The organism is Kordia sp. E (assembly GCF_056033805.1).
The window spans coordinates 1675144-1692327 of the sequence record NZ_JBRASR010000002.1; the positions used below are offsets into that span (position 1 = coordinate 1675144).

The following is a 17184-nucleotide window of genomic DNA, read 5'->3' on the forward strand; positions in this document are numbered from 1 at the left end:
TCACACTAGATAGTATATTTCATCATAACTATTTTATATCACTTGGCTTATGAATTGAAAGTTATCGTGTAAATAAACTGTTATCTGTTTTACGTTTATAAATTTACGCTGTACGTTTATTGATTACTACTTTACACATATAAATTCGTATATAAACTTTAATCACTTTATTTCTACATTAGATATTATTAATTTTAAAAATCAATTATTATGTTAGAAAAATTGAAAAATTTCGAAATTCAAAAACCACAGAATGTATATGGAGGGATTACTGATCCAGAACATAATGAGGAAGAGTCATCTAATACTGATTATCGTGAAGAATCAGCCAATTGGAATACTTACATTACTGATCCAGAACATAATGAAGAACAGTCACAAAATAATAGCTGAGACTTTGAAGAACTTATAGTTTTTAATTTTAAGCGAACTTCGGTTCGCTTTTTTTGTCCTTATTTTCTACTGTTAAAAAGTTAATTATGGTGTTCCCGTAAGTGGTTGCTAATTTGTTTTTATACTTTTCTTTTTAATCAAAACCTTAGATCATGAAAAAAAAGAATTTAAAATCTTTGAAGCTTAAAAAAATGACTATTACTAAACTTGATAAAAGTTATATAAATGGAGGAGGCTCTTGGACTTGTTCATGGATTTGCACATTTGTCTGTTCTGATGGGTGCGAGCCTACTAATCCAAATCCAAACCCTCCTAATTCAGAGAAATAAGTTTAATTTATAAGCGAACTTCGGTTCGCTTTTTCTCCTTTTTATTTTATAACTATTGTTTTTATGTTAATTTTTATTAAGTTTTTGTAATGCAGTTTTCCTTTCTATATCTTGAGTTATTATTAATTTTTAAACTTGTATTATGTTAGAAAAAATTGAACAATTATCTATAGAACAAATGAATTCTGTTAATGGTGGAGCTCAAGATGTGGGTGATATTAATAGGACTCAACCTGATTAACAACCTGAAAAACTATTTTTTAATTCTTCATAACACTTGTTTTAAAATTATTTTTGGGTAACATTTCTTTAGTCTTTGAACTATCAGTTATAAATCATAAAAATTTTATATCATGAAAAAAAGAAGTTTTAAATCTTTGAAGCTTAATAAAGTTTCTATTTCTCTTTTTGGAGGAGCATTACCTGGAACACCTTCTAATGACGCTGGACCACAACCTGATGATCATGAGTGGTTTACTGATGGAGGCGGAAGAATCTGTGAAACTTTTGCTTCATTTTGTAGTTTTACTACAGGTTGATAATATAAGCGAACTTAGGTTCGCTTTTCTTTTTCCTTTTTCTCTTCATAACTACAAGTTTTAGAAGTCATATTTGCGCAATTTCGACTTATAAACATTGCTTTTTTTTGTGAATCTTTATTCATTTGCTTCACTATTAATTTTAAAAACTGATATCATGAAAAAAAGAAATCTTAAATCTTTAAAACTTAACAAAAAGTCTATTTCTAATCTTAAAGAACAGACAAGAGGAGGAAGAAAAGAGTACCCAACTTTTCAAATTTCTGCCTGTGGTACATGTGAGACAGATTATGCTTGCCCTACTTGGTGGGGTTGTAATTCTGATGTTGCGTGTGGCTAACATTCAAATTATTCAATACAAGCGAACTTCGGTTCGCTTTTCTTTTCTCCATACTTTTAATAACTACAGTTTTTAAATTATTGAAGTTACCCATATAATTAAGGCAATTGAAATTCCAGTTGCTAAAATCATTGCAGCACATCCTAAATTTTCATTGAGCTCTTTACTGATGTTTTCTACTGTTTATTTGATTTATTAGTGCCCATTTATAAATTGTCCCTACACATTCTTTTTTTAAATAAGTTTTCACCTTTTCTTAGCTTCATTATTAATTTTAAAACCATTTATACATGAAAAAAAGAAATCTTAAAACTTTAAAACTCAACAAAAGTTCTGTATCAAGTTTAGATAGTCATGCAATTGTTGGAGGTACTGATGATAGTTGCGCAGCCTCTTGTACAAACTATTCTGATTTTGCTTCTTGCAATGGAATTTGTTACTCCTTTTTGTGTGATATAACTAAAACGTTACAACCACCTTGGGAACAATAATCCTAATATTTGAGTAAGTGTCCTAACTCTATGGACACTTCTTTTCTAGTTTCAATTTATTATTAATTTTAAAATCATTTACACATGAAAAAAAGAAACCTTAGATCATTAAAACTTAACAAGCAATCTATTTCTAATTTAGATATTTCAATGCTTGTTAAAGGAGGTGGAACACACTATGAATCATATTGTTATTGCCCGATGCCGGAACCGGAACCACTTAATACTGAAAACCCGGGTCAATGTGTCGATAATAGTGGTCTTAGACTTTGTCAATCAAATGTTATTAATTGTAATTAATTTAGTTTTTTAACAATTTATTTAATCTTCTCAAAGTTGGAGATATAAATTCTGATTAAAGCGAACTTCGGTTCGCTTTTTTCTTTCTTTCTTCATAACTACCGTTTAAATGTTAATTACGGTCTTACCGTAAGGGACTAATATTTTATTTTTTTTACTTTCCTATCTAATCAAAATTTTATACTATGTTAAAATCAATTTCTAAACTAGGAACAGTGTTAAACAAATCAGAACAACAATCTATTAATGGTGGATTTGGACATTGTTATTCTAATGCAGATTGCGGCTCGATACACTGTCCAGCAGCTTGTGTCAGAAATATTTGTATTTATTTATAAAACTACTTTTATCTTTATAAACCGCTGCCCTAGGGGTTTTTCTTTTCCTTTCCCTTCATGTTTTCTACTGTTTAATTGTTAATTACGACTTTCCCGTAAACGGTTAATATTTTCATTCTATAAATTTATTCCTTATTAATTTTAAAATCATTATTATATCTATAAACGGTAATATGATTTGGCTATAAAAAAGCTGTTTAAAAAATTCTGAATGGAATTAAAATATTTTGATATAGTTTCTTGAATCTTGTTTTTTAATGACAACAAATTTGTAATTTTGTGTCACTAAATTATAAGAGAAAATGCAGACCATTTCAATTGCCATTCACGGTGGCGCAGGAACCTTAGTAAAAGGAATGATGACGCCTGAATTAGAAACTCAATACAAAGCAGCTTTGCAAAAAGCATTAGATGCAGGCTATGCCTTATTAGAAGAAGGAAAATCTTCTGTGGAAGCAGTGGAAGAAGCAGTGAAGTTATTGGAAAATTCACACTTGTTTAATGCAGGAAAAGGAAGTGTATTTACTGCTGAAGGGACGCATGAAATGGACGCAGCAATTATGGAAGGAAAAACCTTAAATGCTGGCGCAGTTTCTCTAATCACAGGAATTAAAAACCCTGTTTCGTTGGCACGTGATGTAATGGATAAAAGCGAGCATGTATTTATGGCAGGCGAAGGTGCTATGTATTTTGCAAAAATGCACAATTACGAACTTGAAGATCCATCGTATTTTTACGATGAACTACGATACAATCAATGGCAAGAGATAAAAGGAACAGATAGTTTTCAGTTAGATCATTCGCTAAAGAAAGATTCAAAATTTGGAACTGTTGGCGCTGTTGCTTGCGATCAAGATGGAAATATTGCTGCAGCAACTTCTACAGGCGGAATGACAAACAAGCGTTTTGGTAGAGTAGGCGATTCTCCAATGATTGGTGCAGGTAATTATGCAAACAATGAAACATGCGCAGTTTCGTGTACAGGAAGTGGTGAATACTTCATTCGTGGTGTTGTTGCCTATGATGTTTCAAGTTTAATGGAATACAAAGAATATCCATTGGAAAAAGCTGCTGATGTAGTAATCAACGAGCGTATCTTAAAACTTGGTGGTGATGGCGGACTTATTGCAGTTGATGCCAAAGGAAACATTGCAATGCCTTTCAATACCGAAGGAATGTACAGAGCAAGTAAATCTTCAAACGGAACGGAAGAAGTTTCAATTTATAAATAGTTTGCTTACATAATGAGATGCTGAATCAAGTTCAGCATGACGTGATGAAATACTTAGTGTAAATAAATCAAGCATTAGCAAGAAATTCCTGTTTTCACAAGAAAACAGCTAAAAGCGAAGCGATCTAACATCCAACAGCTAAGCTGTCTAAGAGTTTCCCGTTTTTACGGGAATGAGTCTAAATAAAAGGTGCCTCAATCGGTAATACAGAAACTTTACGATTCTTAATATCAAACTGGTCTCCGTTTGATAATACATGCACGCGCAAGTTTGCCATTGTCATTGGTGTTCCTTCTTTCAATACTTTTTCGTTGTTGTGTGTAAGTGAAGAACCATCAAACACAATCACCATTCCAGAACCAATTACAGTACAATCGTTTCCGTTTTTGATAATCATTCCTGTATCTTCTGCTAGTCCAATTCCAATTAATTCTGGGAATTTAGCAACCGCTTCCGATTGTCTTCCAAAACGTCCTCTACGAATAAAATGTGTGTCAACAATCAATTCAGGAATCAAGCTCAAACCTTTATACATAGTCACAGCACCTTTAATAAAAGCTTCCGAAGCGCTTCCGCCAGCAATCATTTCATTTGCCATTGCCATAGCGCCAGCACTAGTTCCTGCAATTACAAAACCTTCTTCATTTCGGTAACGATCTGCCAAAATACTATGAATAGTTGTACTGCCTATTTTATCAGTAATCTTAGATTGATCTCCACCAGAAAACATAATACAGTTTGCGGTTTTGATTAATTCAATAGATGATTCTTTTTCTGAATCTTCTTTACTTCTGATGTCTAAAACAGTAACATCTGTACAACCTAGTTTATGAAAAGCATCTAAATAATTTTCACCAACTTCTACAGGAATGCTAGAAGCAGTTGGAATCACTACAATTTTTGCATCAATGCCACCAGCTTCTTTTACAACGTGAAATAAAATCCCTTCGTCAATAAATTCTTGCGTGTACATTTCGTCATCATCATTTCCTTTGTCTTCATTTCCGCCAACGGGAATTAAAGTACCTTTAATCTGCTGCATGTTATAGTGATTTTTGTGAGTGCAAAAGTAAAATAATTTTCGATCTCTTACTCTTTTTTTAGCGTAATCTTAATTTAGAGATGTTATATGCATATAGAATTTTGAAAAGAACTAAGAAATCTGTGAAATTTTTCTATATTTATGACTGAACTTGTTATAAAAAAATAAGTTTCATTAACCAAGCAAATCAACCACACATGGAAATAAGAAGTATAAACGCAATGCGAGGACCAAACTATTGGTCAGTGAGAAGACATAAACTAATTGTAATGGTCTTGGACTTGCAAGAGATGGAAGAATATCCAACCAATAAAGTAGATGGTTTTGGAGATCGATTAAAAGCTATGTTTCCTTCCATGTATTCTCATAGATGTTCTGAAGGTTGCGAAGGTGGTTTTTTTATGCGTGTAGACGATGGAACATGGATGGGACATGTAATTGAGCACATTGCATTGGAAATTCAAACCTTGGCGGGAATGGACACAGGTTTTGGAAGAACGCGAGGATATGGAGAAGAAGGTGTATATAATGTTGTCTTTTCATATATGGAAGAAAAAGTAGGTCGGTATGCTGCAAAATCAGCAGTTCGTATCTGTGAAGCATTGATTTCAGGTTCAGCATATGATTTAGCTGAAGATATTCAAGAAATGCGCGAAATTCGCGAAGACGAACGCCTTGGTCCAAGTACAGGTTCTATTGTAGAAGAAGCGGTAAGTAGAGGAATTCCTTGGATTCGATTGAACAAATATTCATTATGTCAATTAGGGTATGGTGCAAATCAAAAACGAATTCAGGCAACTGTAACAAGCGAAACTAGTAATATTGGCGTTGAAATTGCATGTGATAAAGAAGATACAAAATACTTATTAGAACAAGCAGAAGTACAAGTGCCACGTGGTGAAATTATTCGTAGAGAGCGTAGCTTGGAAAGTGCTTGTGATTATGTAGGTTTTCCGTTAGTTGTAAAACCAGTAAATGGAAATCATGGACGTGGAATTACAGTTGATATCAATACTTATGAAGAAGCGTTAGTAGCATTTAAAGCTGCCCAAGAAATTTCTCGATCTGTAATCATAGAAAAATATATCACGGGAGACGATTATCGTTTGTTAGTGATCAATAATGTATTAGTCGCTGCAGCGAAACGAACACCAGCACATGTTGTTGGAGATGGAACATCAACGATTCAAGAATTGGTTGACGAAGTAAATAAAGATCCACGTCGTGGTTACGGACACGAAGAAGTGTTGACCATGATTAAAATTAATGATCTTACAAAAACATTAATTGCTGCAAAAGGATATACGCTTGAAACGGTCTTGAAAAAAGATGAGGTGATGATTTTAAAAGACACCGCAAACTTAAGTACAGGTGGAACTGCCGAAGATGTAACAGACGTTGTACATCCTGCAAATGTATTTATGGCAGAACGAATTTCTAAAATTATTGACTTAGATATTTGTGGGATAGATGTAATGACTTCAGATATTAGCAAACCATTATCAGAAACTGGCGGCGCTGTGTTGGAAGTAAATGCAGGACCAGGATTCCGTATGCACCTAGCACCAACAGAAGGATTGCCAAGAAACGTTGCAGCACCAGTAATTGATAAATTATTTCCTCCAGGATCAACTTCACGAATTCCAATAGTTGCTATTTCTGGAACCAATGGGAAAACCACCACAACACGATTGATTGCCCACATGGCAAAAATGAAAGGATATAGAGTAGGATATACAACGAGTGATGGTGTGTACATTCAAAACCGATTGCTAATGACAGGAGATTGTACAGGTCCAGCAAGTACTGAATTTGTATTAAAAGATCCTACAGTGAATTTTGCAGTATTAGAATGTGCGCGTGGAGGATTGTTACGTGCAGGATTAGGATTCAAAAATTGTGATATTGGTATTGTAACGAATGTTGCAGCCGATCATTTAGGATTAAAAGGAATTCATACCATAGAACAATTAGCAAAAGTAAAAGGAGTTATTCCTGAAACTGTATTGCCAGAAGGAACAGCAATTTTAAATGCTGATGACGATTTGGTATATGCAATGCGTAAAAGCGTAGAGTGTAATGTAGCATTATTCTCATTGGATGAAAACAATCCACGAATTAAAGCAATGCAAAAACGCGGCGGAATTTCTGCTATCTATGAAAACGGATATATAACTTTATGTAGAGGTGAATGGAAAATGCGTGTCATCAAAGCTGTAAATGTTCCGCTAACTTTTGGTGGAAAAGCTACATTTATGATTCAAAATGTATTGCCAGCAGTTATTACAGCATACTTAAAAGGATTTACTTTGGAAGATATGCGCGCTGCATTGGAAACTTTTATTCCATCTGCGTCACAAACACCAGGACGATTGAACTTATTCAAATTTAAAAACTTCCAAATCTTGGTTGATTATGCGCACAATCCAGCAGGAATGCGTGCCTTAAAACAATTTGTAGATAACTTAGAAGCGTCTGTAAAAATTGGAATTATTGCAGGAATTGGAGATCGTAGAGTTGAAGATAACAACGAAATGGGCGGAATAGCTGCAGAAATGTTTGATGAGGTAATTATTCGCCAAGACAAACGTTTGCGTGGAAAAACAGAAGAAGAATTGATTAAAATGTTAGATGATGGAATCAAAATGCACGATCCAAACAAAAAAACAACGATCATCCCATCTGAAAGTGAAGCCATTTTACATGCCGTTAAAAATGCAAAACAAGGTTCACTCATTGTTTTATGTAGTGATGTTGTTCCAGATGCATTAGATTTAGTCAAAAAATTAAAAGAGGAAGAATCAAACGAGTTGTATGATTTTACACCTGACGATATTCCTAATTTACAATAAAAACAGATTAAAAAACTCTCGAAATTATTCGGGAGTTTTTTATTTATAGCATTTAAATGATGTGAAGTGTTAAAATTCCTGTAAATCGTAAAATCTATTTATGGATTAGAGGTAAATTTGTTAAAATTTAGTCAATGTTACGTTTTTTAGTCCCTATAATTATAGTTCTGATTTTAGAACTATATACTTTTTTTTCAATACGTGCCTTAACCAATAATAAGTTTGTCCTTATAGGATTTTGGATTGTTACAGTTATTGTATACGGAATCTTTTTCTATCAAATGAGTATGACTCAACGTGGAGGACGATTTAGTATTTCCACAGGATATGCCATTGGATTAGCGCTTACATTCATAATTCCAAAATTTTTCATAATAGCTATATTATTCATTGAAGATATCTATCGATTTTTTGCTTCATTGTTTAATTATTTTCAACATAGTGGAATGACAGTTGGCGAAGCTATTCCATCGCGAAGAAAATTTATAAGCCAAATAGCATTAGGAATTGCAGCAATCCCTTTTGCAGGATTTCTTTATGGAATTTTTCAAGGTAGATACAATTATAGAGTCATAAAACATACGATGTTTTTTGATGATTTGCCAGATGAATTTGATGGATATACGTTGACACAAATTTCAGATATTCATTCTGGAAGCTTTGATAACAAAGAAAAAATAGAATATGCAGTTGATTTGATCAACGAGCAAAAAAGTGATATTATCGTGTTTACTGGTGATATTGTAAATGCTGTTGCTGAAGAAATGGATCCGTGGATTGATACGTTTAAACGAATGGAAGCAAAAGACGGAATGTATGCAGTTTTAGGAAATCATGATTATGGATATTACGCCTATCGCAAGCAAGAAGAAATTGATGAAAATCACAGTAAGATAGAGAAAGTACATGAAGATATTGGCTTTGATTTATTGTTGAATGAAAAAAGAACGCTAGAAAGAAACGGTCAAAAACTAAACATTTTAGGTGTAGAAAATTGGGGAGCATCGCGTCATTTTCCAAAACGAGGAAGTTTGCGCAAAGCAACAGAAGGTGTAATAGATGGAGAATTCAATATTTTACTATCGCATGATCCTTCTCACTTTGATTACAAGGAAATGGAGATTCGTGAAAAAGAAAAAGAAGATCCAGCAGTTGTAACAGATGAATCAAATATCATTGACTTTGAAAAAAAGATACAACTCACATTGGCAGGGCATACACATGGAATGCAATTTGGAATAGAAATTCCATTCCTAAATTTAAAATGGAGTCCTGCAAAATATAGATATCCACGTTGGGCAGGACTGTATGAGGAAGCTGGAAAATACTTGCATGTAAACCGCGGATTTGGTGTATTAGCGTTTCCTGGACGTGTTGGAATATGGCCAGAAATTACCGTGATAGAGTTGAAAAAACGTGAGAAAGTAGCATAATCGTAATAAAATAGTACATTTGTAGTAGAGAGCTACTATGTTTTTCGTTAAAAAAATAGTGATTCCTTAAAAATAAAAAACATTCGCTTATGTCAAAATTTGGTGAATTAATTAGTGCAGATATTCCAATCTTGTTAGACTTTTATACAGAATGGAACGAGCAGTCAAAAGCTATGCATCCCGTATTGCGCGATGTAGCAGCTGCTATTGGTGATAGCGCCAAAGTTATTAAAATAGATGTTGATAAAAATAAAGAACTAGCAGAAGCACTTCGTGTCAAAGGCTTGCCAACACTGATGATTTACAAAGGTGGAGAAATGGTTTGGAGGCAAAGTGGAGAGCAAGATGCAAATACACTTATTGGTTTAATTACCGAACACGTCTAAATAGATATACGCGCAAATGTGTATCCTAAATTGCTAAAGTGCGCCAATACTTTTGGTAACGCATAGTATATCTTTTCTTGTGCTTTTACACTATCGTGAAACACGACAATACTTCCTGCTTCCGTATACTGAATTACATTTTCTAAACATTTTTCAGGAGACAATTCTGTGTCAAAATCTCCGCTCAGTACATCCCACATTATAATTTTATAACCAAGCGCTCGCAATTTTTTTGTGAGATGAGGTGTAATTTTTCCATATGGAGGACGAAAAAGGCGCGTTGTGTCTTTTTTAGATGTTTTTAAGGCGTTTTTAAGTGTTCCGTCACAAAGTATGCTTTCGGCAATATATACTTCGATAGAAGTCTTCCAAGCATTTACATGATGTTGTGTATGATTTCCTATTGCATGTCCTTGTGCAACGATTTCCTGAAACACTTCAGGGTATTTTTTTACATTATCACCAATACAAAAAAATGTAGCTTTTGCGCTGTATTTTGAAAGTTGTTGTAAAACCCAAGGTGTAACTTCAGGAATTGGTCCATCATCAAAAGTTAAGTAGATGGTTTTTGTAGTAACAGAAAACTCCCAAACTAGTTTTGGAAATAAAGATTTCACTAGTTTGGGAGTTTTTACTGTATATAATTTCATGCTAAAAAATCTTATTCAGCATCTTCTTCTGAACCAAAAAGATGATTGAATTGCAATAAATAGCTTTCAAAAAGCATTCTTTCTTTTTCTAATAGTGCTTTTTGATCATTTACGTCTAAGATGCTTAAAAGGCTTTTATATTTTTCTAAATATTGATAAATATCTTCAATGTCATCATATTGCTGACTTAGCTTAACGCTTTTGTAATATTCTAAGTATTCAATATATTTTGTTTTTACTTCGTTGTAAACGGCAATTCCTTTTTCGTTTTTGCCAATTTTGAAATAACCATCAATAAATGGTTCGGTAAAAATATAATATCCAAAATACTTAATTGGCATTTTTTCAAGTGTCAAATCGATAATGTCTTCTGCTTTATCATTTTTACCTTCTTTAATCAATTGCTCAACCAATTTAGCTAAATTAGTTCGGTATGAAATACTTTGTCTACGCGTTTGTGGATCGTGATAAATAGCATCGCTTTCAGCATTTCCCCAATCCCAAGTCATCACATTTTTATACATCAATTCACTATTAACGCGTCCTAATTCATATTGACTAGAATTTTTAGTTTTAATAGGGATTAGTTTTAGAACTAATCCATCAAGCTGTAAATATTCTTTCATCCAAATGTATTCTGCTTTGTCAAAACTTCCACCTGTGAAGTAAATTGGACGTTTCCAATCGTTTTGATTCAGAATATCAAGCATCATTAAATTATTCTTGTACAATGCAGTTTTTGGCAATTCAATATCAATATAATCAACCATTAAATGTCTATCTTCTGCATCAACATATTTTGCTGCATTTTCTTTATTTACAGGAACACGAACTTTATTTACAGGATAATAAATGATATTTCGTTGACTTTGCGGAATGTTATCTTCAACTTCGTATACTTCATCAATTAAATACCCGTATTTTGTTTCTTTTCGGTCGCTTAAAACCCAGTCCATAAAACGATCTAATTCCCAAACAGTACTATCGGAAACTGCAGGATGACGTTCGTAACGAACATAATTACGTGTTCCGTGTTTGTATTTGTCGTGTGTCATTTCGGAAGGAACTGGCTCGCTATCAAATGCTTTTTTCTTCATTTGATCAATGTACCAATCTGTACCTAAAAGACTTGTGTTTATAGTTCTTACATCTGTACGATACTTTTCAACACTTTGTGCATACCATAATGCGAATGAATCATTATCTCCAATGGTATAGATTATAGCGCCAGTATCTTCTTCTATAGAATTTAAATATGCTTTTGCTGTAGATTGTGCTGTATAACGATTAGATCTGTCGTGATCGTCCCAGTTTTGAGAAGCCATTAATAATGGAACTGCCAACAAAGCAACTGCTGTGATAGCTCCGGCAGCAATTTTTCCATCTACATATGTTCGTAATGAATCGAAAAGTGCGTAAACACCATAGCCAATCCAAATGGCAAATACGTAGAACGAACCTACCAATGCGTAATCACGTTCTCTTGGTTCAAAAGGTCGTTCACTCAAAAATATCTTTAATGCTAATCCGGTAAACAGGAAGAATACAAGTAATACCCAAAACTGTTTTGGAGCGCGTAATAATAAAAATACAAATCCAATAATTCCTAAGATAAGAGGTAAAAAGAAGTATGTGTTTCTTGCTTTATTTTCTAAAACATCTGACGGTAAATTATCTTGCGAAGCACCTAAATGCAGTTCGTCAATAAGGCCAATTCCACTAATCCAATTTCCGTGATTGTCTAACTTTCCTTGAACGTCATCTTGTCTACCTGCAAAATTCCACATGAAATAACGCCAATACATATAGCCCATTTGATAATTGAGCATATAGTATAAGTTTTGCCCAAAAGTTGGTGGTTTTACGATAATATATTCTCGAATCTTTTTAATGTATTCTGCATAATCTTCTGCATACACTTCACCATTCGCTGCTCTTTTTTTAAAATCATTAATGATTTCTACAATTTGTTTATCACCACGATATTCTGGTTTGATGTCGAAATCTAACAATCCAGCATATTCCATGTAATTTACTGCATGATCAGAACTCCACATTCTAGGTAACAGACCTCTGTGTTTACTATCTGAATTCTGTTTTGCACCTTTCCATGTATTTACAACTACATACTTATCTAAGGCGATATCTTTTTCATAACGTGGTTTGTCATCTACATATGGTTCTTTTGCATCTAAACCGCCATAAATATCTGTATACATTGGTCCGTATAAAATATGTGTTTCAGGATATTGCTCTAAGTTGTAATAAGCTAATAATAAATGTGCGTTTGAAGGTTGATTTTCGTTTACAACAATGTCAGAGTTTGCACGAATAGGAATCATCAACCATGTGGAGAATCCCATTAAAATAAAAGCCAAACAAAGTGTGATTGTATTAAGTAAACGATAATTGTTCTTTTTTGTATAATTTAAAGCAGCATAGAAAACTCCAATAAATAGTAAGCCAGCAAAAATATAACCTGTATTAAAAGGTGCTCCAAACGTATTTACAAAGAATACTTCCATATTCCAGAAAATACTCAAAGTTGTTGGTGGAATAAATTTAAACACAAAAAATAGAACGGCTACTGAAATTACATTCGCAAGAACAAAACCTACTGGTGTAACTTTTTCATAATTCTTGAAATAATAAATCATTCCCAAAGCAGGAATCGTTAATAATCCCATTAAGTGTACACCAAAGGCTAAACCTATGACTAAAGAGATTAAAATTAACCAACGATCACCTCTAGGTTTGTGCATTTCGTCTGCCCAGCGTAATACCATCCAGAATAAAACGGACATTAAACACGCAGCCATTGCATATACTTCGGCTTCTACTGCACTAAACCAAAAACTATCTGAAAATGTAAATGCAAGCGAACCAACTAATCCGCTTCCAAGAACGGCAATTTGTTTTCCAATTGTGAATTCTACTTCTGCATTTTGACCTTCAGGCTTCTTTAATGCAACTTTTTTTACCAAATTGGTAATTGACCAAAACATAAAAAGAATAGTAAATGCACTAGAAAACACAGATAAATAGTTCACCATAACGGCAACTTGTTCTGGTCCTGAAGCAAAAGTAGCAAACACGGCGCCCATCATTTGGTAAAATGGTGCTCCTGGTGGATGCCCAACTTGAAGCTTAGCAGCAGTACTAATATATTCTGCACAATCCCAATAACTAGCTGTTGGTTCAACAGTTAAGCTAAAGGTTAATAATGCAATTAAAAAAACTCCCCATCCTAAGATGGTGTTCCATTTTTTAAAGTTTAATGAAGTCATGAATATGCATTTAAATAAGACTAATGGCGAATTTAAAGAATTATCTAGCAACCAAAAAAGATTACGACGTATTAATCAGTGAACTCGATATTAATTATCTAGAAAGTATTTAAACCGTTTGACATAATTATTAAATTTTTCAATTTCTTGTTCAGCAACAGCTTTTGAATCTTTAGTTGAAAATATTGTTAAAATACTATTGTATTGTTGCAAAGTATATATAATATCATCTAAAAATTCTTGCTGTGATTCAAAATTCAAACTACTGTAATATGATAAACTATCTTGATATTTTGAAATGATTTTTTTGGCAAGATGCTTTCCTTTTTCTTTTTGATTTAATGTATAATATCCATCTATAAATGGAATTACAAATGTGTAGTAGCCAAATATCTCTACGGGCATTTTTTCCATAGCAAGATCAATGATTTTTAATGCTTTTTCATCTTCTCTTTCTTGAATGAGTTTTTCTGCTAACCGAGCTAAATTATTACGAAAACTAATACTTTGTCTTCTTCCTTGTGCATCATGATATACTTCTGGATTTCCATACGATTTCCAGTCCCAATTCATCACATTCTCATACATTGATGTCGAATTTACTTTTCCAATTTCAAAATTGTTTTTAGATTCAGATTTAATAGGAACAAATCTATATGTTAATCCTTCCAACTGTAAATAATCTTGAAGCCATAAAAAGTGTCCATCATCTGAACTTCCTCCAGCGAAATAAATAGGACGTTCCCAATTGTTATTTGCTAAAATATTTAGTTTAATCAATTGTGCTTTATAAATTCCTGATTCTGGTAAAGTGATTTCAATATAATCTTCAATCAAATGCGCTTCCTCTTTCGTAACCACACCATTTTGAAGAACTTTTTCTTTATCTACAGCAATTTTGATCTTATTTGTTGGATAAAAATTCATGTCTAAATAGCTTTTTGGGTACCTTGAAACATCATATCCTTGACTTTCAAGTATATTTCCAAGCTTGTGCGATTCTGCATCATTTGTAACGAAAGCTAACCAACGTTTAATGTCCCAAACTTCATCAGTTAATATCTCTCCTTTGATATAATCTCGAGTTCCATAGCGATATTGTTTGTGTGTTAACGATATAGGTAATGGATCACTCTCATAAGATTTTCGCTTTGCCTGATCAATATACCAAGCTGCATTCATGTATTCAGAAATTAAAACTTTAATATCTGTGCGGTAACTTTCAATTTCTTGACTATGCCATAGAGGAAAAGTGTCATTATCGGCAACTGTAAATAGAATAGAATCCTTTTTGCAAGAATCTAAATAAGCTTTTGCCATAAAATTTGCAGTATATCTGCCAGATCTATCATGATCATCCCAATTTTCAGAAGCCATTAGTGCTGGAACTGCAAAAATGGAAATGATGACAATAACTGGAGCTAGTATTTTGGGTTGAATAATGGTTTTGAATTTATCGAATAGTGTGTATACACCAAAACCTATCCAGATGGCAAAAATGTAAAACGAGCCTACAACGATGTAATCGCGTTCACGCGGTTCAAAAGGACGAATATTAGTGTATACTTGAATTGCAATTCCTGTCAACACGAAAAAGACAAGTAGAATCCAAAAGTCTTTTTTAGCACGTCTGAAATGAAATATCAATCCTAAAATACCAAATGCTAATGGAATTAAGTAGTAACTATTTCGGGCTTTATTTTCTAATACATCAGCAGGTAAATTTTGTTGAGAAGGCAAATGCAATTCATCTACAGCAGTAATTCCGCTTCTCCAATTTCCATTATGTGCATCATACTTTCCTTGAATATCATTTTGTTTTCCTGAAAAATTCCACATAAAATAACGCCAGTACATATAACCAACTTGATAATTGAGCATGAATTTTAAATTTTGAACTAAAGAAGGTTTCTCAATAGTTAAATACGATCCAACTTTGCTTAAAAAAGCATGGTATTGTATATGATCGATTTCTCCATTGGCTAACTTATTTCTAAAATCAGAAACGACTTGTTGTAATTTTTTTTGATCTCGATATTGTGGTTGAATAGTAAAATCAGGAACACCTCCAAGCTGCATATAATTTTCGGCACGCTCGCTATCCCACATTCTAGGAAAGAAGCCTTTGTGTGCACCATCAACATTAGTGCGTGCATTTTTCCAGTCGTTTACTATGGTGTATTTTCCCAATGTTTTATTGGCTTCGTATTTAGGAATACCATCTTTGTATGGAGTTATTGGATCTGCTCCAGCATACACTTGTGTATACATAGAATCGTAAGCAATACTTCTGCTACCATACTGTTCCATATTATAATACGCCAACAGTTCTTTGGCATTATTTGGGTTATGCTCATTCACGACAACATTTGCATTCGCTCTAATTGGAAGCATAATCCATGAAGAAAAACCAATACATAAAAAGATAAATGATAACAATAATGTATGTAATTGAATCATTCTTTTTCGTCTTGTATAACGTAGTCCAGCATAAAAAAGCCCAATACATAATAAGGCAATAAGTAAAGTGCCTGAATGAAAAGGAAATCCAAAAGTATTTACTAAAAATACTTCTCCTTGACCAAATATTTTTAGAAGTGTTGCAAAAGAAAATTTAAACACAAATAATAATACAAGTATAGCAACACTATTTGCAATAATAAATTTTTTAATAGTAATGGTTTTATACGTTTTAAAGAAGTAAATCAACACTAATGACGGAATTGCTAAGAATCCCATAAAGTGAATTCCGAAAGAAATTCCTATAGTAAAAGAAATAAGAATGAGCCATTTATTACCTCTTTCAGTAAACATTTCTTGTTCCCAACGCAAACCTAAATATAGCAATAATGCCATAACCAAACTTGCCATAGCATACACTTCAGTCTCTACAGCATTAAACCAAAATGTATCTGAAAACGCATATGCTAACGAGCCTATCAATCCGCTACCTAAAACAGCAATACTTTGATTTTTATCTAAAACCGCCGTTGAGCGAGTTATTACTTTCCTAACAAGTATTGTAATAGTCCAAAACATAAACAATATTGTAAATGCACTTGCACATACAGAAACGAAATTAGTCATCTTGGCTACTTCGCTTGGACTACTAGCAAAAGAAGCAAAAACGGCTCCTAAAATTTGAAAAAAAGGTGCTCCAGGCGGATGTCCTACTTGTAGTTTTGCTGCTGTAGTTGTATATTCTCCAGTATCCCAGAAACTTATAGTAGGTTCCATAGTAAGGTAATATGTGAAGAATGCAATAAAAAATGCGATCCATCCAAGAATCAGATTCCATTTTTTAAAATTGAAAGCGATGGTCATTGATAGTATTTTTTGATTGTTTCACGAATTTAATTTTTTTTCGTTGGCTAACTTACTTTTTTAGAAAACATTAAGAAATTCATTGAAATAAAATTCAGAAAATGTTTGGTCATATAAAACTTTGTTTTAAATTTGCAACCGCATTACAGTATTGGCCCATGGTGTAACTGGCAACACGTCTGTTTTTGGTACAGAAGAGTCTAGGTTCGAGCCCTAGTGGGCCAACAGAAAGTCCCTTTCAATTTTGA

At 33.2% G+C, this 17184-nt stretch carries 13 protein-coding genes and 1 tRNA gene; 10 read left to right on the forward strand and 4 right to left on the reverse strand.

The window, feature by feature from the left end:
• Nucleotides 1-210 precede the first annotated feature (210 nt).
• The 6 genes from ACUUYC_RS10525 to ACUUYC_RS10550 all read left to right on the forward strand — a co-directional run bounded on the left by ACUUYC_RS10525 (nucleotide 211) and on the right by ACUUYC_RS10550 (nucleotide 3962).
• Entirely contained in the window at nucleotides 211-393 is a 183-nt protein-coding gene (locus ACUUYC_RS10525; RefSeq protein WP_474265764.1) for a hypothetical protein, read from the forward strand.
• A 152-nt stretch (nucleotides 394-545) separates the two neighbouring features.
• Nucleotides 546-722, forward strand: a complete 177-nt coding sequence (locus ACUUYC_RS10530) for a hypothetical protein (RefSeq protein WP_474265765.1) — start codon at nucleotides 546-548, stop codon at nucleotides 720-722.
• A 353-nt stretch (nucleotides 723-1075) separates the two neighbouring features.
• Nucleotides 1076-1261, forward strand: a complete 186-nt coding sequence (locus ACUUYC_RS10535; RefSeq protein WP_474265766.1) for a hypothetical protein — start codon at nucleotides 1076-1078, stop codon at nucleotides 1259-1261.
• Nucleotides 1262-1418: 157 nt separating this feature from the next.
• Complete coding sequence (locus ACUUYC_RS10540) at nucleotides 1419-1601, forward strand: hypothetical protein (protein WP_474265767.1); 183 nt, start codon at nucleotides 1419-1421, stop codon at nucleotides 1599-1601.
• A gap of 290 nt (nucleotides 1602-1891) precedes the next feature.
• Nucleotides 1892-2092 carry a hypothetical protein gene (locus tag ACUUYC_RS10545; protein ID WP_474265768.1) on the forward strand — a complete coding sequence of 67 codons (201 nt, stop codon included), beginning with the start codon at nucleotides 1892-1894 and terminating at the stop codon, nucleotides 2090-2092.
• A 940-nt stretch (nucleotides 2093-3032) separates the two neighbouring features.
• Nucleotides 3033-3962, forward strand: a complete 930-nt coding sequence (locus ACUUYC_RS10550) for an isoaspartyl peptidase/L-asparaginase family protein (RefSeq protein ID WP_474265770.1) — start codon at nucleotides 3033-3035, stop codon at nucleotides 3960-3962.
• A gap of 178 nt (nucleotides 3963-4140) precedes the next feature.
• Here ACUUYC_RS10550 and ACUUYC_RS10555 read toward each other — a convergent pair whose 3' ends face one another.
• On the reverse strand, nucleotides 4141-5004 hold the full coding sequence (locus ACUUYC_RS10555) for a cyanophycinase (protein WP_474265771.1): 864 nt from the start codon (nucleotides 5002-5004) through the stop codon (nucleotides 4141-4143).
• Between the two features lie 197 nt (nucleotides 5005-5201).
• Between ACUUYC_RS10555 and cphA the strand changes: the two genes are divergently transcribed.
• The 3 genes from cphA (at nucleotide 5202) to ACUUYC_RS10570 (ending at nucleotide 9675) form a co-directional block, all read left to right on the forward strand.
• Complete coding sequence (cphA, locus tag ACUUYC_RS10560) at nucleotides 5202-7856, forward strand: cyanophycin synthetase (RefSeq protein ID WP_474265772.1); 2655 nt, start codon at nucleotides 5202-5204, stop codon at nucleotides 7854-7856.
• Nucleotides 7857-7990: 134 nt separating this feature from the next.
• Nucleotides 7991-9289, forward strand: a complete 1299-nt coding sequence (locus ACUUYC_RS10565; protein ID WP_474265773.1) for a metallophosphoesterase — start codon at nucleotides 7991-7993, stop codon at nucleotides 9287-9289.
• Nucleotides 9290-9378: 89 nt separating this feature from the next.
• Nucleotides 9379-9675 (forward strand): thioredoxin family protein, encoded by a 297-nt coding sequence (locus ACUUYC_RS10570; protein WP_430410358.1) that lies wholly within the window; start codon nucleotides 9379-9381, stop codon nucleotides 9673-9675.
• Here the strand turns inward: ACUUYC_RS10570 and ACUUYC_RS10575 are convergent.
• The 3 genes from ACUUYC_RS10575 to ACUUYC_RS10585 form a co-directional block, all read right to left on the reverse strand.
• A complete protein-coding gene (locus tag ACUUYC_RS10575) occupies nucleotides 9672-10325 on the reverse strand; it encodes a polysaccharide deacetylase family protein (RefSeq protein WP_474265774.1) in 654 nt (217 codons plus the stop codon). The genes ACUUYC_RS10570 and ACUUYC_RS10575 overlap by 4 nt on opposite strands.
• Nucleotides 10326-10336: 11 nt before the next feature.
• Nucleotides 10337-13612 (reverse strand): DUF2723 domain-containing protein, encoded by a 3276-nt coding sequence (locus ACUUYC_RS10580; protein ID WP_474265775.1) that lies wholly within the window; start codon nucleotides 13610-13612, stop codon nucleotides 10337-10339.
• A gap of 90 nt (nucleotides 13613-13702) precedes the next feature.
• Nucleotides 13703-16936: a glycosyltransferase family 117 protein gene (locus tag ACUUYC_RS10585; protein WP_474265776.1), complete on the reverse strand. Its 3234-nt coding sequence runs from the start codon at nucleotides 16934-16936 to the stop codon at nucleotides 13703-13705.
• A gap of 152 nt (nucleotides 16937-17088) precedes the next feature.
• Between ACUUYC_RS10585 and ACUUYC_RS10590 the strand changes: the two genes are divergently transcribed.
• A tRNA-Gln gene (locus ACUUYC_RS10590) sits at nucleotides 17089-17161 on the forward strand.
• Nucleotides 17162-17184: the final 23 nt, after the last annotated feature.